18 protein-coding genes are annotated in these 20,623 nt (G+C 59.7%); 11 read left to right on the top strand and 7 right to left on the bottom strand.

Annotated features, from left to right (window positions below):
• Positions 1 to 63: 63 nt before the first annotated feature.
• The 5 genes from BF99_RS0112955 to BF99_RS0112935 all read left to right on the top strand — a co-directional run bounded on the left by BF99_RS0112955 (position 64) and on the right by BF99_RS0112935 (position 7,599).
• Complete coding sequence (locus tag BF99_RS0112955) at positions 64 to 2,475, top strand: sensor histidine kinase (RefSeq protein WP_025771209.1); 2,412 nt, start codon at positions 64 to 66, stop codon at positions 2,473 to 2,475.
• A 4-nt stretch (positions 2,476 to 2,479) separates the two neighbouring features.
• Positions 2,480 to 3,904: a sigma-54-dependent transcriptional regulator gene (locus tag BF99_RS0112950; protein ID WP_025771208.1), complete on the top strand. Its 1,425-nt coding sequence runs from the start codon at positions 2,480 to 2,482 to the stop codon at positions 3,902 to 3,904.
• A gap of 6 nt (positions 3,905 to 3,910) precedes the next feature.
• Positions 3,911 to 5,365, top strand: coding sequence for a Trk system potassium transporter TrkA (gene trkA / locus BF99_RS0112945; RefSeq protein ID WP_025771207.1), 1,455 nt, complete (start codon positions 3,911 to 3,913; stop codon positions 5,363 to 5,365).
• A gap of 318 nt (positions 5,366 to 5,683) precedes the next feature.
• Positions 5,684 to 7,225 (top strand): TrkH family potassium uptake protein, encoded by a 1,542-nt coding sequence (locus BF99_RS0112940; protein WP_051482909.1) that lies wholly within the window; start codon positions 5,684 to 5,686, stop codon positions 7,223 to 7,225.
• Positions 7,226 to 7,257: 32 nt separating this feature from the next.
• Positions 7,258 to 7,599 (top strand): tetratricopeptide repeat protein, encoded by a 342-nt coding sequence (locus tag BF99_RS0112935; RefSeq protein WP_197019138.1) that lies wholly within the window; start codon positions 7,258 to 7,260, stop codon positions 7,597 to 7,599.
• Positions 7,600 to 7,666: 67 nt separating this feature from the next.
• Here BF99_RS0112935 and BF99_RS0112930 read toward each other — a convergent pair whose 3' ends face one another.
• On the bottom strand, positions 7,667 to 8,620 hold the full coding sequence (locus BF99_RS0112930; RefSeq protein WP_025771203.1) for a dihydroorotate dehydrogenase: 954 nt from the start codon (positions 8,618 to 8,620) through the stop codon (positions 7,667 to 7,669).
• Between BF99_RS0112930 and BF99_RS0112925 the strand changes: the two genes are divergently transcribed.
• The gene (locus BF99_RS0112925; RefSeq protein ID WP_025771202.1) at positions 8,619 to 9,089 is read left to right on the top strand and encodes a tRNA (cytidine(34)-2'-O)-methyltransferase; all 471 of its coding nucleotides are present in this window, start codon (positions 8,619 to 8,621) and stop codon (positions 9,087 to 9,089) included. The genes BF99_RS0112930 and BF99_RS0112925 overlap by 2 nt on opposite strands.
• Before the next feature lie 98 nt (positions 9,090 to 9,187).
• On the opposite strand, the gene BF99_RS0112920 is transcribed toward BF99_RS0112925, so the two are convergent.
• From BF99_RS0112920 to BF99_RS0112895, 5 genes are all read right to left on the bottom strand, one after another.
• Complete coding sequence (locus tag BF99_RS0112920) at positions 9,188 to 10,375, bottom strand: pyridoxal phosphate-dependent aminotransferase (protein ID WP_197019137.1); 1,188 nt, start codon at positions 10,373 to 10,375, stop codon at positions 9,188 to 9,190.
• A gap of 71 nt (positions 10,376 to 10,446) precedes the next feature.
• Entirely contained in the window at positions 10,447 to 10,962 is a 516-nt protein-coding gene (locus BF99_RS0112915) for a hypothetical protein (RefSeq protein ID WP_156013312.1), read from the bottom strand.
• Between the two features lie 9 nt (positions 10,963 to 10,971).
• Entirely contained in the window at positions 10,972 to 11,712 is a 741-nt protein-coding gene (locus BF99_RS0112910) for a hypothetical protein (RefSeq protein WP_025771198.1), read from the bottom strand.
• A gap of 319 nt (positions 11,713 to 12,031) precedes the next feature.
• Entirely contained in the window at positions 12,032 to 12,295 is a 264-nt protein-coding gene (locus BF99_RS23015) for a hypothetical protein (protein ID WP_156013311.1), read from the bottom strand.
• A gap of 208 nt (positions 12,296 to 12,503) precedes the next feature.
• On the bottom strand, positions 12,504 to 12,827 hold the full coding sequence (locus BF99_RS0112895) for a hypothetical protein (protein ID WP_156013310.1): 324 nt from the start codon (positions 12,825 to 12,827) through the stop codon (positions 12,504 to 12,506).
• Positions 12,828 to 13,143: 316 nt separating this feature from the next.
• Between BF99_RS0112895 and BF99_RS0112890 the strand changes: the two genes are divergently transcribed.
• The 3 genes from BF99_RS0112890 to BF99_RS0112875 all read left to right on the top strand — a co-directional run bounded on the left by BF99_RS0112890 (position 13,144) and on the right by BF99_RS0112875 (position 16,440).
• Positions 13,144 to 14,049, top strand: coding sequence for a 3-keto-5-aminohexanoate cleavage protein (locus tag BF99_RS0112890; protein WP_025771195.1), 906 nt, complete (start codon positions 13,144 to 13,146; stop codon positions 14,047 to 14,049).
• A gap of 112 nt (positions 14,050 to 14,161) precedes the next feature.
• Entirely contained in the window at positions 14,162 to 15,283 is a 1,122-nt protein-coding gene (locus BF99_RS0112880) for a 3-hydroxyacyl-CoA dehydrogenase NAD-binding domain-containing protein (RefSeq protein WP_025771194.1), read from the top strand.
• Positions 15,280 to 16,440, top strand: a complete 1,161-nt coding sequence (locus BF99_RS0112875) for an acyl-CoA dehydrogenase family protein (RefSeq protein WP_025771193.1) — start codon at positions 15,280 to 15,282, stop codon at positions 16,438 to 16,440. The genes BF99_RS0112880 and BF99_RS0112875 overlap by 4 nt, the downstream gene beginning before the upstream one ends.
• 200 nt (positions 16,441 to 16,640) lie before the next feature.
• Here the strand turns inward: BF99_RS0112875 and BF99_RS24020 are convergent, their stop codons facing one another.
• Positions 16,641 to 16,970 (bottom strand): HNH endonuclease, encoded by a 330-nt coding sequence (locus BF99_RS24020; protein ID WP_081759263.1) that lies wholly within the window; start codon positions 16,968 to 16,970, stop codon positions 16,641 to 16,643.
• 275 nt (positions 16,971 to 17,245) lie between these two features.
• Between BF99_RS24020 and BF99_RS0112855 the strand changes: the two genes are divergently transcribed.
• Both BF99_RS0112855 and BF99_RS20920 read left to right on the top strand, forming a co-directional pair.
• A complete protein-coding gene (locus BF99_RS0112855; RefSeq protein ID WP_081759262.1) occupies positions 17,246 to 19,471 on the top strand; it encodes an acetate--CoA ligase family protein in 2,226 nt (741 codons plus the stop codon).
• Between the two features lie 178 nt (positions 19,472 to 19,649).
• Positions 19,650 to 20,623, top strand: a 974-nt coding sequence (locus tag BF99_RS20920; protein WP_197019136.1) for a restriction endonuclease, incomplete at its 3' end; no start/stop codon positions are given.

Here is a 20,623-nt window from a genome sequence, read left to right as displayed (position 1 = left end):
TCGCAAAGAAGATTTCGGCATCCCGGCTCTCGAGCCTTCGCTCATAAAAGGTATTTTTCGACGATGCTCCGGTTATTCAATCACCGCTTTTTCGCGCGCGAACGCAGGCGGTATCTGCCCGCTTTCTTACGCCCGAGTCATCTGCGCTACCGCACCGGCACCCTGATCGTCATCTTGAGCCTGCTCCTGCTGGGCCTGATGTATCTGATGAGCACCGCGACCCGGGATTCGGCTTGGTTCGGCTCCTTTTACTCCCTGCTCCTGGTCCTCAACACCCTCGTCCTGCTCGGCTTGGGAGCGCTGATCGCCTTGAATATCTCGCGCCTGATCTTTCAGGTGCGGCAGCGGCGTCCCGGGGCGAAGCTGACCGTGCGATTGATGATCCTCTTCGTGGTGCTGTCGATCGCTCCGGTGGGGGTGGTCTACTACTTCTCATTGGAATTCCTGCACCGGAGCATCGACAGCTGGTTCAATGTCGATGTCGAGGGATCCTTGGCCAATGCCTTGGAACTCAGCCGCACTTCCCTGGGGCTTAGAAGACGGGAACTGTTGGCCCAAACCGAGCGTTTGGCGCTCGATGTCGCCGGACTCGATGACGATCAGATCATCCCCGCCCTCGACGACGCCCGTCGCTTGAGCGGGGCGGCGGAGATCAGCCTGATCGGGGCCAGGGGACAGATCATCGGCACCAGCAGCATCGACCCCGGGGCGGCGATCCAACCGAATCGCCCCAACGATGCGGTCATCGCCCAAGCCCGGCAGTCGGGCGACTACATCGGCCTCGATACCATCGCCGACAAAGGCCTGCACGCCCGAGTGGTGGTCCTGGTCGACTGGCGAGCGGCCGCCGGGGGGACCCGTTTCGGCGGCCGTGTGGCGGCGAGCGAGGATCGTCTCCTACAAGCCCTGTTTCCGGTAACGGAGCGAATGAACGATCTCGCCGACAGCGTCGAGACATCCTTCGCCCGCTATCGAACCCTCGATTACCTGCGCAAACAGCTCAAACTCAGCTTCACCCTCACCCTCTCGATCATCTTGCTGATGATCCTGTTCATGGCGGTTTACGCCGCCTTGCATTCGGCGCGTCGGGTCGTCGCCCCCTTGCGCGATCTCTCGAAGGGAACCAAAGCGGTCGCAAGCGGGGATTACGATACCCAACTCCCGGGGACCACCGACGACGAGATCGGCTTCCTCGTCGCCTCCTTCAACGAGATGACCCGCGCGCTCAAGCAGGCCCGGGACGACAATCGCGCCAGCCAACAGCAAGTCGAAGCGCAACGAGCCTATCTCGCCACGGTGCTCCGGCGCCTGTCGGCCGGGGTTTTGGCCCTCGATAGCGAGTATCGGATCACCACCGCCAACCATGCGGCGGAGGAAATCCTCGACATCGATCTCGACGTTCGAACCGGGGTCATCCTCGATACCCTCGCCACCACCCGCCCGGCGCTGGAACCGCTGGTGCGCGCCATACAGGATCGGATCGGCAGTTCCATGAAGGCCACGCCCTCGCGCGACTGGCGAGAGCAGATCGAAGTCGACACCCCGCGCGGACGACGAACGCTGATGTGCAGCGCGGCCCCCTTGGCGGGCGGCGAGGGCCATGTCATCGTGCTCGACGATGTCACCGAGCTGATGCAAGCGCAGCGCAACGCCGCATGGAGCGAAGTGGCGCGCCGGCTGGCGCACGAGATCAAGAATCCCCTCACGCCGATCCGCCTTTCGGCCGAGCGACTGCGGCTAAAATACCTTCCCACCGTCGAAGGCGCCGAAGCCGAGCAAATGGATCGTCTGACCCGCACGATCGTCCAGCAGGTCGACTCCCTGCAGGCGATGATCAACGCCTTTTCCGACTACGCCCGCCCCCCGGCGATGCGGCGGGCGAGAGTCGATCTCAAGACCCTCGTGCTGGATATCGTCGAACTCTATCGCGCCGCGACCCCGTCGATACGATTCGAGACGCGCTTGGAACCCTCGTCGATGACCATTCGCGCCGATCCGGATCGCCTGCGCCAACTACTGCACAATCTCTTGAAAAACGCGGTCGAAGCCTGTGCCGAATCAGTGGCATCGAATACCGGCGAGGATCGCTCGAGCATCGATGCGGGCGATACAGGGGCGACCTTCAAGTCGAACGAAGGGGAAGTCGTGATCGGCACTCGCAGCGACCTCGAACGGGGAACCTTCCTTTTGTCGGTGCAAGACAACGGCCCCGGATTCCCCGAGGATCTGACGACGACGGCCTTCGAACCCTATATCACCTCCAAATCCCGGGGCAGCGGGCTGGGGTTGGCGATCGTGAAAAAAATCGTCGAAGAGCATGGTGGGGAAATCACGGTGCGCAACCCTCATCGAGGCGGAGCGGTGGTGGAGATTGTCCTGCCGCTGAATTCCGATGCCGATGCCGATGCCGATTCGGATCCGCAAAATGCCTCCCTCGACGCTCGAAACGGCGAATCATCGCCCCCTTCGGTGTGAATCCATGAGCGGGCCTTCGTCACCTCGAATCCTCGTCGTCGACGACGAGATCGAGATCCTCGAGATTCTCAAAGATATCCTCGCCGACGAGGGCTATGAGGTCGCAACGGCGGAAAATGCGAAATCCGCTCGCGAACTGCACCGGCAACGGCGCCCCGATCTCGTTCTACTCGATATCTGGATGCCGGGCACGGACGGCATTTCCCTGCTCAAGGAATGGTTCGAAAACGGCGCCGGCGATATCCCGGTGGTGATGATGTCCGGCCACGGAACCATCGAAACCGCTGTCGAAGCCACGCGTTTGGGGGCTTACGACTTCTTGGAAAAACCGCTATCGACGGCCAAACTTCTGCTCACCATCCGGCGAGCGCTGGAAACGACGAGTCTGCGCAAGACCAATATCGAACTGCGGCATCAAGCCACTCCCACCCCTTCCGAACTGATCGGGAACAGCGCCGCCCTCGAAAATCTGCGGGCCCAGGTCAGACGGATCGCCGAGCACGATGCGCCGGTCTTCATCAGCGGTGAGCCCGGCAGCGGCAAGGAGATGACGGCTCGATACCTCCATACCCACAGCCCGAGAGCCAACGGTCCTTTTGTAAGGGTGCATGTCGCAGGGCTGATCGGCCACGCCGGATTGATCGATATCTTCGGAGCCGAGGAAGGCAGCCATATCCATTACGGAGCGCTCGAGCGCGCCGCCGGAGGCACCTTGCTGCTCGAAGATATCGCGGATATGGAGCCGGAGCTCCAAGCGCGGCTGGTCAGCGCGATGCGCCAGGGAACCTTCCTGCGCCATAACGGATTCTCGGCGGTGCCCTTGACCTCGAGGATCGTCGCCGCCGGCCGCAACGAGCTCGCCCACGCCTTGTCCGGCGGCTTGCTGCGCGAGGATCTCTACCACTTGCTCGATGTCTTCCCCTTGAGCGTGCCCCCTTTGCGGGAACATCGAGAGGATATCCCGGCCTTGATCGCGCACTGCATCGATACGCTCATCACCCGGGAAAACCTGCCCAATCGCCGCTTGACCGTCGGCGCCCAAAACCGGCTGCGCAACCACAGTTGGCCGGGCAATATCCGCGAATTGGTCAATGTGCTCCAACGCTTGCTGATCTTGGGCAACGGCTCGGTGATCGAGCAAAACGAAGTCGAGATGACCTTGGGCCATAGCGGGGGGGAGAACGAGGAGGGCGAGGCGATCTTGGGTATCGATCTGCCGCTTGGCGAAGCGCGGGAACTCTTCGAGCGCATCTACCTCGAGAACCACCTCATGAAAGCGCAAGGCAATATGGCCAAAGTGGCGACGAGCGCGGGCTTGGAGCGTACCCATCTGTATCGCAAGCTGCGCCGACTGGGGATCGACCCCAAGCGAATCGGCGGTACGAACAAGAAAACACAGGCATCCCCGGGCGGAACCCGCTCTCGGTAAAAAACCTTGAACATCATCATTCTCGGCGGCGGGCAGGTCGGCTCCACCGTGGCGGAAATTCTCTCGGGGGAGAATAACGACGTCACCGTCGTGGACTTGGACGAGACCAAACTCAAAGAGATCCAAAAACATCTGGATGTCAGAACCATCACCGGGCATGCCGCATGGCCGAGAACGCTCTTCGATGCCGGGGCGCAAGACGCCGATATCCTGATCGCGGTCACCGGTAGCGACGAGACGAATCTGATCGCCTGTCAGGTCGCCCACACCATCTTCACGACCCCGACCCGGATCGCGCGCGTGCGATCCGGCGAGTATTTCAAGAATCCTCTCAAAGATATCGCCAAGGATGATCTCGATCCGCAAAACGGGGAGACGAAAAGCGATCTCTTCGTCAAGAACGCCCTTCCCGTGGATCTGGTGATCAGCCCCGAAAAACTCGTCACCGATTCCATCGAGCGCCTGATCGAGACCCCGGGAGCCCTGCAGGTGCTCGATTTCGCCCACGGACGGGTGCGCTTGGTCGGGGTCAAGGCCTACACCGGCGGTCCCCTCGTCGGCCATGCCCTGCGCGAGCTTCCCCAACATGTACGAGAAGGCGAGGCCCGGGTGGCGGCGATCTTTCGCGGGCGGCGAACGATCATCCCCGAGGGGGATACCGTGATCGAAGATAACGACGAGGTCTTCTTCGTCGCCGAGAAAAAACATATCCGGAAGTTCATGGACGAGCTACGCAAGCGGGATCTGCCGGTGGAGAGGGTCATCCTCGCCGGGGGCGGAAAAATCGGTCGGGGATTGGCCACCCGGTTGGCGGATCGGATAGGCAATGTGCGATTGATCGAATCCAATCTCGATGCCGCGAATCGACTCTCCGAGGAGCTGGATAAAAAGATCCTCGTCATTCACGGCGATGCTGCGGACGAGACCTTGCTGCGAGAAGAAGGGATCGATCGCACCGATGTGTTCTGCGCCGTGACCAACGACGACCAAGTCAATATCCTATCGGCGATGGTGGCCAAAAGGATGGGCGCGCGGCGGGTCATGGCCCTGATCAATCGTCCCGCCTTCGTCAACTTGGTGCATGACGAGGCCTTCGACATCGATATCGCCATTTCCCCCCAGCAGATCACCGTCGGCAGCCTCCTTGCCAAGGTCCGTCGGGGAGAGGTGGAGGCGGTGCATTCCCTGCGCCGGGGGGCGGCCGAAGCCATCGAAGCGGTCGCGCACAGCAACCATGGCACTTCGAAGGTCGTCGGCAGGAAGATCGAGGATATCGATTTACCCGAGGGAACCACGATCGATGCCTTGGTCCGAGAGCGAAAGGACGAGGATAACGAAGTGATCATCGCCCACCACGACACCATCATCGAAGACGGCGATCACGTCATTCTCTTCATGACCGAAAAAGAGCGGGTTTCCGAAGTCGGACGGCTCTTCCAAAAAGACCCTCTCTCCCTTTGATTTTGGCAAGAACGGGCAAGAGCGAGCGCAAAGCCCGAAAGCCGAAGAAGCCGGGGCTCATCCTGCCGGGGCGAGGCTTCCGCTCACTGGCCTTGCCCGAAAAAGGGGCGAGACGAAGCGCCGAATGCGCCGACGCCCTTATCAATGCCGAACCCGTCTTTTTTCGATATCGCACTATTAAAGACCTCTTTTCGGAGACCATGCCTTGCCATGAGATCGCAAGAGCGAGATCACCTATCCGCCCATCTCGAGCCCTCGACAAGAAGAGGGCTTATCCGGAGCACCTTGGGCCTGCTACTGATCGGTTTCGGATTCGTCATGGTGCCGCCGATCGGCGTGGCCTACCTCTACCAGGAGAACTCCGCATCGCCTTTCGTCATCGCCTTTTTCGTCCATCTCGTCATCGGTTTGTCCCTTTTCCTCTTTCGCCCTTTGACCTTCGCCCGTTCGAAGGTCCGACGAATCGCCCGACCCGGAATCAAAGACGAACTTCGGATCAAGGACGGTTTCGTGATCGTGGCCATGTTCTGGCTGGTGCTCGGGATATCCGGCAGCATCCCGCTGGCATTGAGCCCGCACCTCGAGATGTCGATTACCGATGCGATCTTCGAATCCGTCTCGGGGCTGACCACGACGGGGGCGACGGTCATCACCGGTCTCGACGACCTGCCGAAGGCGATCCTCATCTATCGCCAACTCCTGCAATGGCTCGGAGGCATGGGGATCATCGTGCTCGCGGTCGCCATCGTGCCGATGCTCGGTATCGGGGGCATGCAGCTCTACCGCGCCGAGACCCCGGGGCCGATCAAGGAATCGAGGCTCAAGCCGCGCATCGCCAGCACCGCCAAGGCCCTGTGGATGATCTACCTCGTATTGACCGTGGCCTGTGCCGGTGCCTACCACCTTGCGGGAATGAGCGGATTCGACGCCATTTCCCATGCGCTGTCCACGGTCTCGATCGGCGGCTTTTCCACCCACGATGCCAGCCTCGGCCACTTCGACGATCCATGGATCGAGATGGCGGCGATCGTTTTCATGATCGCCGCGGGCATGAACTTCGCCTTGCACTTCAAGGTTTGGAATCCCTGGGTGCCCCGTTGGCGCAAGGATTTTCATAGCCTGTATTCACTGCCTTCGTTATTGCGCTCGCTGCCCAAGCGCATCGCAAACCACTTCTCGTTCGCGCTTCGGACATCCCGATTCAGCGACTATCGGGAGGATCCCGAACTTCGCTTTTACTTGCTGGTGCTGGCCGCGGTCGCCGCGATCTGCTCGGCGATCCTCTACCTATCCGGAATTTTCGAAGATCCTTGGAGCGCGCTTCGCAACGGGATCTTCCAAGCGGTATCGATCAGCACCACCACCGGTTTTACCACCACGAGCTACCATGCCTGGCCCGGCTTCCTGCCGGTGCTGCTGATCTTCGCCAGCTTCATCGGGGGCTGCGCAAGTTCCACCGGGGGCGGGCTTAAGGCGATCCGGGTATTGATGCTCTTCAAGCAGATGGGAAGGGAGATCACCCGGCTGGTCCATCCCAATGCCTTGGTCCCGGTCAAGATCGGCAAAACCGTCCTGCCCACCCGAGTGATCGATGCGGTGTGGGGATTTTTCGCCGCCTACGTGCTGGTATTTTCCCTGCTCCTCTTGGCGTTGATGATGACCGGTCTTGACCAAGTAAGCGCCTTTTCCGCCGTCGCCGCCTGCATCAACAATATGGGTCCGGGGCTCGGTGATGTGGGACAACACTACGCCGGAATCAACGACTTCGCGAAATGGCTGCTCGCGCTGGCCATGCTCTTGGGAAGACTGGAAATCTTCACCCTCTTGGTGCTGATGTCGCCGACCTTCTGGCGCGACTGATCTAAAAAATCGACGATGAGAATCCGAAAGCCATGGACTCCGATCATCTGATTCGCAATTTCAAGGCGCTGATCGAAAGCGGCAAGGACGGACCGATGGCGCGCTTCGGGCTCGGCAAGGCCTATCTCGACGGGGGCGATCCGGCAGCGGCGGCGAGGGAACTCGAGCGGGCGGTCGCGATGAATCCGGCTTGGTCCGCAGCATGGAAGATGCTGGGCAAGGCGCGAGGCCAAGCCAGCGACCGGGCGGGGGCTGCGCTGGCTTGGAAGCAGGGGATCGAGGCCGCAACGGCCAAAGGGGATCGCCAAGCGAGCAAAGAGATGGAAGTGTTTTTGCGCCGCATCGAGCGCGAGATCGCATCTTCGAATTCTTAGTGTCAACGAGCGGATCGATCTTTATCACGGATACGGATACGGATACCTGATCGGACCGCCTCGATCCTCAGCGATCCTTCGATTCCAAGGTGCCGACGATCCGATCGATGCCATCGATCCGATGACGCTTGAGATAATCCACAAGCCCCTCGTTGATGCGCACGCATACCAAAGGATCGTAAAAAAGCGCGGTGCCGATCCCCACCGCGCTGGCTCCGGCGATCATGAACTCGAGGGCATCCTCGGCCGAAACGATCCCCCCCTGGCCGATGATCGGAATGCCGTGCGGCTTGGCCACCCGATACACTTGATGCACCTTGAGGAGTGCCATCGGTTTGATCGCCGGGCCGGAGAGCCCGCCTTGGCCCGCCCCGAGCAGGGGCTTGCGAGATTCGACATCGATGGCCATGCCCATGAAGGTATTGACCACCGCCAGAGCGTCCGCCCCGGCCTCGATGCAGCCTCGAGCGTTGCTCGCGATATCCGTTTGATTCGGCGAGAGTTTGATGATCAGCGGCTTGGATGTTTCCTTGCGGCAGACCTCCACCACCCTTTGCGACATCTCGGGATCGTTGCCGAAAGCAACGCCCCCGGCGCGCACATTGGGACAGGAGATATTGATCTCGATGGCATCGATCGGAGAATCGTCGAAGCAACGAGCGAGATCCGCATACTCCTCGACGGTGGAGCCGGAGAGATTGGCAATGAAGCGGGTTTCGCTGAAATCGAGACGAGGCAGGATCTCGTCGATCACCGCTCGCGCCCCGGGGTTCTGCAAACCGATGGAGTTCAGCATGCCCGACGGGGTTTCTCGCACCCTGGGCGGATCGTTGCCCAAGCGCGGATGCAAGGTGGTGCCCTTGAGGCAAATAGCCCCTGCATCCCGATTCGAAAAGCCCTCGATGCGCGTATATTCCTCGCCGAAACCCACGCACCCGGAAAGCAGCACCAATGGGGTATCGAAGGCAAGGCCGCAGAAATCGGTCCTTAGGGACCTGCGATCATGAGGATCCGGGGTCATGTTTCACATCGTTCTCTATCAACCTGAAATCCCTCCCAATACCGGGAATATCATAAGGCTTTGCGCCAACACCGGCAGCGATCTGCATCTCATCCATCCCTTGGGATTTTATCTAAACGAAGCACGCCTTCGTCGCGCCGGGCTTGATTATCACGAGGCGGCCCGGGTACAAGAGCACGAGAATTTCGACGTTTTTCTCTCGCGCATCTCTCCGCCTCGAATTTTCGCTTTCTCGACTCGCGCCGGCGCATCGTGCTTCGCCACCGAATTCCGCACCGGGGATGCCTTTCTCTTCGGCCCGGAAACCCGAGGGCTTCCCATCGACATGCTCGATCGCTTCCCTTGCGAGCGACAGCTGCGCATTCCGATGCGCCCGGGCAATCGCAGCCTCAACCTCTCCAATGCGGTGGCCGTCGTCGCTTACGAGGCTTGGCGCCAATGCGCATTCGAAGGTGCAGATCGACTCTAGACGAAACCGGCCCAACCGCAACTCGACTCCGGCTTTCTCATATATGAGGCTGTCTCGATAGGAGCGACCCTCGTCGGATCGTCGATGGAGACGAGCCATTAAGGCCTCCTCGGATCCGCCAATCCCGCGCCCAAGCGCCGCATCCCCTCATCCATCGCCGCACCATCCACCGCCCCGTAGCCGATCCGCAAATAACAGCCCTCTTCCACCCCGAAAGCGACACCGGGGATCACCGCAACCCCGTGCTCGCGGATCAAGAACTCGGCCAGATGCAAAGAATCACCGCCTTCGCAAATGCGCACGAAAAAGTAAAAAGCCCCTTGCGTTCGCGGCACGATCACCTGCCCATCGAGGCGCAAAAGAGCATCGAGAGCCCGCCGCCGCACCGAGGCGATCCCCTTCATCCTTTCTTGCACCCATTGTCTTCCCGCACCCAATACTTCGATCGCCGCATGCTGGGAGATCACCGGCACGCAGATGATATTGGTATCTTGGATTTTCTTGATGGATTCGAGCAATATCTTGGGGAAAACCATATACCCCACTCGCCAACTGGCAAACCCGTAGGCTTTGCTGAGGGAATGGATGGCGATGGTGTGGGTCTCGGCCCCGGGAATCGAAGCGGGAGAGAAATGACGGGCTCCTTCGAAAACGAAATATTCGTAGACCTCGTCGCTGATATGGAACAATCCTCGCTCCTCGCACAGGGCATTGACCGCCCGCAAATCCTCTTCGAGGTAGACGGCGCCGGTGGGATTGTTGGGAGAAACGGTAACGATCGCCCGAGTGCGAGGGCCGACAGCCCGCCGGATGGCATCGAGATCGAGCTGGTAGTCTTCGCGCGTCGAAACCACCACCGGCAAGGCGCCGACGCTGCGCACCGCCATCTCGTGATTGAAAAACCAAGGCCGTACCAAGATCACTTCATCGCCGGCATCGCAGATCGCCAAAAGAACGGTCAAAAAAGCCATATTTCCGCCGGCGGTGACCATCAAGGCGAAGCGATCGCCATCGATGGCGTTTTCATTTTCGAGTTTCGATTCGATGCACGCTCGCAGCTGCGGAAGGCCGAGCTCGTGCTGGTATTGATGCCGCTGCGGATCTTCGAAAAAATCGCGCAGAGCATCGCAAGCGGTCTCGGGCGGAGGATAATGAACGATGCCCTGCCCCAAGGAGATGGTGCCCGGATAAGCGCGAACGAGCTCGCCGATCCGAGGAATGATCGGGGCCTGCACGCCTTGCATGCGCGCGCAAGCCGAAGGATGTGGATTGGGTATATCGTTCACTTTGCCGATGATTCCAGCCATATCGATCGTCGCCGGTCTTTGATCCCGTTCACTATCAATCCATCCTTTATTTAGATATCGGACGGCGGCAAATCAATATCCGTGATCGTGCGCACCTCCAACCCACAGCGCTTGGAGTGATTGTTGAGGTGCCGATCTTGTGAGTAGATCGCTTTGGCTCCTTGGGTAAGGGCAATCGCCACGATCTGATAATCGACCTTGATTTTATTCCGGGAGATATTTTCTTCGAAATGGAATCCAGAAATACTACCGTCGCGCTTTATTTTTTCCCGAGCAGATCGTGCCATCTCCAAAGCGGCTCTAGTATCGAATGCCGCGATTCGAAATATATTTTTACTATGCAGATGCCGAAACAACTCCATTGCTTTTTCCTCCGAGTATATGAGCAGCTCCGACACCACCGGAGCCGGCAGCAAGATCGCCTTCTTGTCCCTCGCAAGACTCGAAAGTAGATACCTCACCCGATCACCGGGGCGCTCGACTGGGTCCCTTGTTTTCGGATAGGTCATACTACTGCGTGAGTCATCGATTACCAATGAGATAATCGACGTATCGAAAGCCATCATCGGTTTCTCTCATTCCGGGCCATGTCGAAGCGCATGGAACGCCGCTTGGGGGTCGTCGAATTCCCGCCATTTCATTCCTTCAACATTCCGGAACTTCTCGAAAATATCAACAATATCAACCTCTTCAAGCGGCATGAAATCGACAATCTCGATTTTTTTCAAATCCCAAAAACCTTCCATATTACGGGTCCAAACCGCATCACCGAATACACGCACCGGCCGATAAAGATGGCTTGCCATCCTTTCTGCAATCTCCCGCTTAGCATGAATACCGGTATAAATCCGATCTCCCTCTCGAAGTCGAATCTTTGCTAGATCGCTCTTTGCATCGATGCCGATCAAATATCCGCTGATCTCATTATCATGCTCGATCACCTCTATCTCGTCGCAAGGAAGTGCCCGAGAAAAATCAATGATCCTTTTGCCTGATGCGCCGCTTTCATCACCTTTGAATATCGCCGCTTCGGCTTTATCTTTCGCCAGCATTTTCATCATGCCCTCATATGCGGATCGAGAGGTTTTTGCCCCTTGACCATCGACAAGTGCTTGCAGACTCTCACCAACGATCTTGGCGTGACTCGGATCGATCCGGCAAACGATATTCGTGCTCCCCGAGCGGACCCCGTCCAAATGCACCCCTTCCTCGTGGCCGAGAATTTTGGCGAAGCGATCCAGATACTTCGCCAATCGCGACAACGGGAGAGCCTTCGGATCGAGGGCATCGATATGCAGCACATAGCTTTCGGTCATGGAAAATCCTCCTTCGAAAAAAGACTCCACTGCTCGGTGAAGCCCTGCATCCTTGGTTTCGGTATCGACATTGTGGATATTATCGCCTTTTCAAGACCCTCGATACAAGACCTACGAACTCTTTCTCACACCTGATCGCATTTGATCGTCTCCGAAACCGCCCCGATGCCCGCTCCGCCAACGCCCGCGTGCTGCCTTGGCAATCAAAAGTGCAATCAAGCATCATTCAACCCATCCTTTTTTCGGCCGGCAGTGATCGATACGCAAGCGATGCGATGATCATCCAATCTCCAGATACGAAACCCCACCGCCGGACGACCTAACTGCGATTCGCCCCTTTTCCAGTTACCACAGGCCATGGGCCGTGCCGAAGCACATGGAACGCCGCTTGGGGGTCATCGAATTCCCGCCACTCCATGCCTTCGATTTTGCGGATATTGTCGAAGACCTCGAGAAGACTCGTCTCTTCGAGCAATTTGAAATCGACGACATCGATTTCTTTCAGATCCCAAAACCCTTCCGCGCTTCGGGTCCAAACCGAGTCACCGAATACGCGCACCGGTCGATAGAGGTGGATTGCCATCTTTTCTGCAATCTCCCGCCTCGCACGAATACCGGTATAAATCCGATCCTCCTCCCGGAGTCGAATTTTTGCCCGATCACCCTCCGCGTCAATATCGATCAAACGCCCACTGATCTCATCATCATGCTCGATCACTTCCATCTCACCCTCGAGGCGAGGGAGCGCCCGCGAAAAACCGACGACCTCCTTACCCGGTGCGCCGTTTCCATCACCTTCGAATATCATCACCTTCGAATATCATCGCCTTCGCTTTATCTTTCGCCAGCATCTTCATCATGCTCCCATAAGCGGATCGAGAAACCTTCGCCCCTTGACCACCGACAAGCGCTTGCAGGCTCTCGCTGACGACCTTGGCGTGATTCGGATCGATCCGGCAAACGATATTCGTGCGCCCCGAGCGGATCTCGTCCAAATGCACCCCTTCCTCGTGGCCGAGAATTTTGGCGAAGCGATCCAGATACTTCGCCAGTCGCGCCAAGGTGATGGCTTTTGGATCAATGGCATCGATACGCAGTACGTAGACTTCGGTCACGGCAAAACTCTCCTCTTCGAAAAAAAAGTTCGGGCGATCGGAACATGCCCGGCATCCCCTTCGGTGCCGATAGTGTCGCCTTGAAAGGCCTTCGATACAAGATCTACGATCTCTCATCGCTTATGAATCGGCGATGGCATCGGTCCTGGATCAGGGTTGAAATCGAACGGCAAGGGGATAAATTCCCTACCCTATCCCTTCTTGACTACCCGCTCTCGTCTCGGCCGGCGAGGATCGCAGCGCAAGTCGAAATGCCAGGGTCGCAAGATCAATCTCGCCGGATCCCATTGCAAACCCAAAAGCCCGAGGAGGAACCATGCCACTGCAACCGAATCGCGAAGTGTTCATCACCTGCGCACTGACCGGTGCGGGCGATACCACCGGGCGTTCCGACAAGGTCCCGATCACCCCCGAGCAGATTGCAAAGAGCGGGATCGAGGCCGCGAAAGCGGGGGCCGCGATCATCCACATCCACGTGCGCGATCCCGCCACCGGGCAACCGGCGCGCGAGCCATCCCTTTACCGCGAGGTGGTCGAGCGTATCCGCGATTCCGGCACCGATGTGGTCCTCAACCTCACCGCGGGCATGGGCGGCGACTTGACGCTAGGCCCTCCGGAGCGACCCTTTCCCGTCGATCAAGCGAAGACGGATCTTGCCGGGGCCAAGGAACGCCTCGCCCACGTCAGCGAACTCCTGCCGGAGATCTGCACCATCGACTGCGGGACGATGAACTTCGGCGAGGGGGATTACATCATGACCAACACCCCGGCGATGCTCACGGAGATGGCAAGGCAGGTGCGCGATCTTCAGGTGCGACCGGAGATCGAGGTCTTCGATACCGGCCATCTCGTTTTCGCCCGCGACTTGGCGGACAAGGGGCTGCTCGAACCCCCAGTCATGGTGCAACTTTGCATGGGTATCCCTTGGGGAGCCCCCGACGATATCGGGACCTTGATGTCGATAGTCAACAACCTCCCGCCGGACTGGATCTTCTCCGCCTTCTCGATCAGCCGCAACCAACTGTCCTATGTGGCGCTGGCGACCATCGTCGGCGGCAATGTTCGCGTCGGACTCGAAGATAACCTGTGGTTGAAAAAGGGTCGGCTGGCGACCAATGCCGAACTCGTCGAGCGAGCCAAAGGGATCGTCGAGGGCATGGGCGCGCAAGTCTTGGGTCCCGAAGCGGTGCGCGACCGACTCGCGCTTAGAAAAAGATGGTGAGAGCGCAGATGGTGAGGACGCAAGGAGAGATGATCTCTCGACCCCTCGTTTCGACAACGAGCATCCAAATCAGGACATCGATGCCGAGGATCTTGCATCGAGCGAAGATACGATGAACGACGATATCGCATCTTGCGCTTCGAACGCGGGCGATTCGAATTCCAACGAGCCGAACTCGAATCACTCGCACTTCGGCCATTCGACGCCGGGCGAGCGCCGACATGTCGCCATCGTCGGCGGGGGGGTGATCGGCAGCGGCTGGGCCGCTCGCTTCGTTCTCAACGGCATCGACGTCGCCGTCTTCGATCCCGACCCCGACACCCCCCGCATCGCCGGGGAGATTCTCGCCAACGCCGAGCGCGCCTTCGAACGGCTGTTTGGTGCCGATCGCCCGCCCCGAGGCGATTTACGCTTCGGCGAAAATCTGGCCGATACGGTGACGAGCGCCTTTTTCGTGCAAGAAAGCGTGCCCGAACGCCTCGATCTCAAACGCCGGATCTTGGCCGATATCGACGCCGCCGCCCCGCCCGAAACGATCATCGCCTCGTCCACCTCCGGTCTCCTTCCGAGCGAGATGCAAAGGGATCTCGCCCATCCACAGCGATTGCTGGTCGGGCATCCCTTCAACCCCGTCTACCTCTTGCCCTTGGTCGAGCTCGTCGCCGGCCGGGACACCTCACCGCAAAGCATCGAAGGCGCCCATCGCCTCTACGCCTCGATCGGCATGAAGCCGGTACGGGTGGCGAAAGAGATCGATGCCTTCATCGGAGATCGCCTGCAAGAGGCGCTCTGGCGAGAGGCTCTGTGGCTGGTACGAGACGGCATCGCAACCGTCGAGGAAATCGACGACGTCATCCGCTATTCCTTCGGCCTGCGCTGGGCGCAGATGGGGGTATTCCAAACCTACCGCATCGCCGGGGGAGAAGCGGGGATGCGCCACTTTTTGGAGCAGTTCGGCCCCGCCCTGGCTTGGCCTTGGAGCCGGCTCGTCGATGTCCCGGACTTGGACGAGACCCTGATCGAGACCATCGCCGAGCAATCCGACGATCAAGCCCACGGACGATCGATCCGAGAACTCGAGCGCATCCGGGATAACAACCTCATCGCCATCATGCAAGGCTTGGAAGGCGGATCGCCCGAGGGTGGGGCCGAAGATGGCTGGGGCGCCGGCGCCGCCTTGGGCGAGTTCCGCAAAGCGATGAAAGCCAAAGCGCAAGGAGGCAAAACACCATGAATTTCAGCCTCTCCCCCGAACAGGACATGGTCGTGCAGACCGTGCGAGGATTCGTCGAGAAAGAGATCTACCCCTACGAGGAAGAGGTCGAACGAAGCGGGCGGGTCCCGCCGGACCTTGCGGAATCGATCAAGCGAAAGGTCATCGACCTCGGCTTCTACGCCCCCAACCTGCCCGAGGAAGTGGGCGGCGGGGGGTTGGATCACCTGACTTTCACCCTGCTCGAACGCGAACTCGGACGAGCATCAATGGCTCTGAGCGTGTTCTGGGGTCGCCCCTCGGGGATTTTGATGGGCTGCAACGAAGAGCAGCGCGAGCGCTACTTGCTGCCGGCGGCGCGCGGAGAGCGCTTCGATGCCTTGGCCATGACCGAACCCGGCGCCGGCTCGGATGTGCGCGGCATGCAATGCACCGCCCGGCGAAGCGGCGACGATTGGATCATCGACGGCACCAAGCACTTCATCTCCCACGCGGACTTGGCCGATTTCGTGATCGTCTTCGTCGCCACCGGAGAAGAGTCCACCCCGCGGGGGCCGAAAAAACGCATCACCTGCTTTTTGGTCGATCGCGGCACACCGGGCTTCGAGATCCTCCCCGGCTACGACTCGATCTCCCATCGCGGCTACGCCAACTGCATTTTGCGATTCGACAACTGCCGCTTGCCTTCGGCGCAGATCTTGGGCGAGACTCACCGCGGCTTCGAACTCGCCAACGAATGGCTCTACGCCACCCGGATCACCGTTGCGGCATCGTGCGTCGGCCGGGCGAGAAGGATCTTCGACCTCGCCTTGCGGCATGCCGCCGACCGCCGACAATTCGGCCAGGCGATCGGCAAATTCCAAGGAGTCTCGTTCAAACTCGCCGATATGGTGACCTCGATCGACGCCGCCGATTGGCTGACATTGGCTTCCGCCTGGCGCCTTGACCAAGGGCTCCCGGCGGAGCGCGAGATCGCCTCGGCGAAGGTCTACGCCTCGGAAATGCTGGCCAAGGTCAGCGACGAGGCCATCCAAATCCACGGCGGAATGGGATTGATGAGCGACCTGCCGCTGGCCCGCTTTTGGCGAGACGCCCGAGTCGAACGAATCTGGGACGGCACCTCGGAGATCCAACGCCACATCATCGGCCGAGAACTGCTACGCCCCTTAGGTGCCTGATGAGCACGCGTGCCTGATGAGCGCGCGCATCCGAGGGCTTCGGATTCGTCGATCAAGGTTTGTCTATTTCGATCGATAACGGTTCGGGGAGTTCATAAAGTCCGGGGTGGCGATCGCTCGCTCGGATCATATTCAAAGTATCGTCTTATCGATGCTCGATAATGCACATCGGGACTTACCGAAGCGATAACTTAAATACCCTATCTCTTTTCGAGCATACAAAGAAGATACCCCATTCCTCGATCTCCCTTGATACGATTGCAAGGAGGACAAAGGAGCTGTAGGTTATTGATATGATCGAATCCCCCGATCGATCTTGCGATGATGTGATCGACTTCGAGATCATGGATTGCAGAGTGGACCTCGCATCCCGCGCATCGACCATTTTGCGACAAATATAGAAACCTCTTCTTCTCGGAAGAATTATATGGACCGACTCCACCTGAGAGTGCCCTTAACTCATCTGAACGCCTAACGACATCCACATTAGGATCCGCTCTACACAAATCAAGATACTTTTCGTAGGACATGATCTTGTCTCCAATCAGTCAAACTCCATCTCCGCTTTCTTCTTCTACCTTCTACTACCTTCTACCATCAATTCTCGTTTTAGGCAAGCCTTTTTATACGAGACCGACCGCCTCTCGAACATGCCGATATCGACTCGAAATCCCCGAGGATATTCTCGGAACCGACATCCTTCGAGGACAAACTGCAAGACAATCCCCGAAAATCCATAATCTCGCCGAGGCGGACGAGAAGCCGCCCCGCCTGAGCGACACCTGAACGAAACGAGAAAAATCCGATGAACGAACCGCCCGCCGCCGCCGATCCCCTCGATCCATCCCAAACCACTCCCGCTACCAAGCCTCCTGACTTGGATGCAGAGCGCTTCGCCCGATTGCTTCGCCCTCGCTCCATCGCCCTCATCGGCGGAACCGAAGCGGCGCGGGTAGCGCGGCAATGCGACGCTTGGGGATATCAAGGCGAGATCTGGCCGGTGCACCCCAAGCGCAAGGAAGTGGAAGGCCGCCCGGTCTTTCGCTCGCTTCTCGATCTGCCTCGCCCGCCGGATGCCGCCTTCATCGGGGTCAATCGCCATGCGGCGGTCAAGGTCGCCGCCGATCTCGCCCGGGTCGGTGCCAGCGGCGCAATCTGTTACGCCTCCGGCTTCGGCGAAAGCGACGAGACCGGCAAGGTATTGCAAGACGAAATGGTCGAGGCGGCGGGAGGGATGCCCCTGCTCGGCCCAAACTGCTACGGCCTCATCAACTTTCTCGACGGCGTGGCGCTATGGCCGGATCAGCACGGAGGGCGCAAACTCGGCCCCGGCGAGCGCGGGGTGGCCATCGTCACCCAATCCTCGAATATCGCCATCAGCCTGACGATGCAGCAACGCGGCCTCCCCTTGGCCTACCTCCTCACCGCGGGCAACCAAGCCGCCGTCGGACTTTCTCGCATCGCGCTGGCCCTGCTCGACGACGAGCGGGTCAGCGCCTTGGGCCTGCATATCGAGGGTTTCGACTCCGTGGCCGGTTTCGAAGCCTTGGCGCACAAGGCCCGCGAACGCCGGATCCCGGTGGTTGCCATCAAAACCGGGCGCTCCGAGCGCGGACGCTGTGCCAACCTCGGCCATACCGCCTCCGTTGCAGGCTCCGACGCCGGTGCCGGAGCCTTCTTGCACCGACTCGGCTTCGGCCGCGTCCACGGCCTCCCGGAGTTGATCGAGAGCCTCAAACTGCTGCACGTCCACGGCCCCTTGGCGGGACGCAAGATCGGCGCGATGTGCTGCTCGGGCGGCGAGGCCGCACTCCTTTCAGACGCCTTCGAGCAAAGCGGGCTCGACCTCGCCGATATCGAACCCGAACATCACGAGGCGCTGCGAGAAACCGTCCACCCCTTGGTGCGCATCGCCAATCCCCTTGACTACCACACCTTCCATTGGGGAAACCAAGAGGCGCTGGCCCGCACCTTCGCCACCTTCGCCGCCAACCCATTCGACGCCTTGGCCCTGGTGATCGACTTCCCGCGAACCGACCGCTGCGAAGACGACGACTGGTGGATCGCCGCTTGCGCCTTCGAACAAGCGCTCGAAGCATCGAAGACGAAAGGGGCGGTCATCGCAACGATGCCCGAAACCCTTAGCGAGGCGGCCGGCGAACGGCTGATGCGCGCCGGTATCGCCCCCTTGGCCGGAGTCCAAGAGGCTCTGTGCGCTTTGGAATGCGCCGCCGAGATCGGCAAGGCTTGGAACCGGCCGCCACCGCCATCGATCCTGATCCTCGATGCGCCCACCACCCTTCCCGGCCCGCCCCTTCCGCTTGGGGATACCCTCCTCGACGAAGCCGAAGCGAAGGCCAGACTCGCAGCCTTTTCACTTTCGATCCCCGAAGGTGGCATCGCGCAAAGCATCGATGAAGCGTTGAGCATCGCCGAGAGATTGCTGGGGAGCACCGCCGAGGCGAGCTGCGTCCCCGGCGGCGCCTCATCTTCGCCCTCGCCCCCGAATACGGTAGCGATCAAGGCCTTGGGCGTCGCTCATAAAAGCGATATCGAAGGCTTGGCGCTCGGGCTCAGCGATCCTTCGAATATTCGCACCGCCGCCCGACGATTGCTCTCGATCGGCAACCATCGCGTGCTTATCGAACGATGCGTCAGCGGGGCGATCGTCGAACTGCTCGTCGGGATCCACAGAGATCCCCGCCTCGGACTGCTCTTGACCATCGGCGCCGGCGGGGTCTTGGTCGAACTGATGAAAGATCGAGCCACCTTGCTGCTGCCCACCGACAAAGAACAGGTGCGCCGCGCATTGACCGGCTTGCGCTGCGCCCCCCTGCTCTTCGGCTTCCGCGGCCGCCCGGCGGCGGATATCGATGCCGGGATCGAAGCTATCCTCGCCATCGCCCGCTTCGCCGGGGCTTGCGAATCCCGCCTCGGCGAGATCGATATCAACCCCCTCGCCCTGTTCGAAAAAGGAGCGGGAGCGATGGCCCTCGATGCCATGATCCGCATCGAAGCCGCCGGCGGCTAAACGATTCCTTGTCAAAGATAGGACGCACCGGCCATACTTCCTCGCAACGATGCCTATCGATAAGGCTTGATTGCCCTCGGACAAGATCCGAAAAACCCGACCGTCCCCGAAACAATCGCCACCGACGCTCGCGCCCGAAGAATCTGCGCGCCCAAAAACCGGAGCAAAGAGAAAAGCCATGACCTCCTTCGAAGATGTACTCAACCGGATGCGCAGCGAGGCGCGCAACAAGTCCGAGCAAGGGCGGTTTTTCGAAGTGCTGATGCGGCGCGTCCTGCCCTTGCTGCGGGAGTACGACTTCGCCGATACGAAGGTATGGCTCTGGGAGGACTGGCCCGAGCGGGAACGCTTCGTCGGGCACTCGGGGCGCGACCTCGGGATCGACTTGGTGGCCCTAGACCGAAGCGGAGCCTACTGGGCGATCCAATGCAAGTTCTTCGACGAGCGAACGAGCATTCAAAAAAGCCATCTCGACAGTTTCTTCAACGAACTCGGCAAGGAACCCTTCGAGCATGGTTTGATCATCAGCACCAACGACGATTGGAGCCCGAACGCCGAAAAGGCCTTGGTGGGCCGCTCCAAACCCGTCGAACACCTGCGCTTTCGAGACCTGGCGCATCGTTTCGATTGGAATGCGATATCCCCCGAACAGACCGGTCTTTCAAGCCTCAAAGAATTGCGTCCATTGCAAATCCAAGCGCGTGACAGGGTCATCGAGGGCTTCAAAAACCACGATCGCGGCCGATTGATCATGGCCTGCGGCACCGGCAAGACCCTGACCTCCTTGCATATCGCCCAGACGATGGTCCCCGAAGGCGGCAGGATCCTCTTCCTCGTCCCGTCGATCGCCTTGATCTCCCAAAGCCTGCGCGAATGGGCGGATCAGCAAGATCGAGATGCCGAAGCGATGCGCTATCTCGCGGTTTGCTCCGACGAAGGAGTCGACAAGCGATCCGAAGATATAAGAGCCGGCGATCTAGCCTTTCCCGCCACCACCGATGCAACTCGAATCACCCGCGCTTTGCGCACCGATGATGCACGAACCACCGTCGTCTTTTGCACCTACCAGTCATTGGAGCGCATCCACCAGGCGCAAGACATGGGCGCCCCGGACTTCGACCTTGCCATCTGCGACGAAGCCCATCGCACCAC

The sequence above is a fragment of the Thioalkalivibrio sp. HK1 genome (assembly GCA_000583135.1).
GTDB lineage: Bacteria > Pseudomonadota > Gammaproteobacteria > HK1 > HK1 > HK1.
This window is presented reverse-complemented; position numbering and strand designations above follow the sequence as displayed.

Excerpts from the sequence above, each read along its gene's own strand:
- BF99_RS0112925 (WP_025771202.1), top strand. The coding sequence starts at position 8,619 with ATGTTTCACATCGTTCTCTATCAACCTGAAATCCCTCCCAATACCGGG.
- BF99_RS0112950 (WP_025771208.1), top strand. The coding sequence starts at position 2,480 with ATGAGCGGGCCTTCGTCACCTCGAATCCTCGTCGTCGACGACGAGATC.
- BF99_RS24020 (WP_081759263.1), bottom strand. The coding sequence starts at position 16,970 with ATGTCCTACGAAAAGTATCTTGATTTGTGTAGAGCGGATCCTAATGTG.
- BF99_RS0112940 (WP_051482909.1), top strand. The coding sequence starts at position 5,684 with ATGGTGCCGCCGATCGGCGTGGCCTACCTCTACCAGGAGAACTCCGCA.
- BF99_RS0112935 (WP_197019138.1), top strand. The coding sequence starts at position 7,258 with ATGGACTCCGATCATCTGATTCGCAATTTCAAGGCGCTGATCGAAAGC.
- BF99_RS0112855 (WP_081759262.1), top strand. The coding sequence starts at position 17,246 with ATGAACGAACCGCCCGCCGCCGCCGATCCCCTCGATCCATCCCAAACC.
- BF99_RS0112890 (WP_025771195.1), top strand. The coding sequence starts at position 13,144 with ATGCCACTGCAACCGAATCGCGAAGTGTTCATCACCTGCGCACTGACC.
- BF99_RS0112880 (WP_025771194.1), top strand. The coding sequence starts at position 14,162 with ATGAACGACGATATCGCATCTTGCGCTTCGAACGCGGGCGATTCGAAT.
- BF99_RS0112910 (WP_025771198.1), bottom strand. The coding sequence starts at position 11,712 with ATGACCGAAAGCTATGTGCTGCATATCGATGCCCTCGATCCGAAGGCT.
- BF99_RS23015 (WP_156013311.1), bottom strand. The coding sequence starts at position 12,295 with ATGGCAATCCACCTCTATCGACCGGTGCGCGTATTCGGTGACTCGGTT.
- BF99_RS0112875 (WP_025771193.1), top strand. The coding sequence starts at position 15,280 with ATGAATTTCAGCCTCTCCCCCGAACAGGACATGGTCGTGCAGACCGTG.
- BF99_RS0112955 (WP_025771209.1), top strand. The coding sequence starts at position 64 with ATGCTCCGGTTATTCAATCACCGCTTTTTCGCGCGCGAACGCAGGCGG.
- BF99_RS0112915 (WP_156013312.1), bottom strand. The coding sequence starts at position 10,962 with ATGATGGCTTTCGATACGTCGATTATCTCATTGGTAATCGATGACTCA.
- BF99_RS0112930 (WP_025771203.1), bottom strand. The coding sequence starts at position 8,620 with ATGACCCCGGATCCTCATGATCGCAGGTCCCTAAGGACCGATTTCTGC.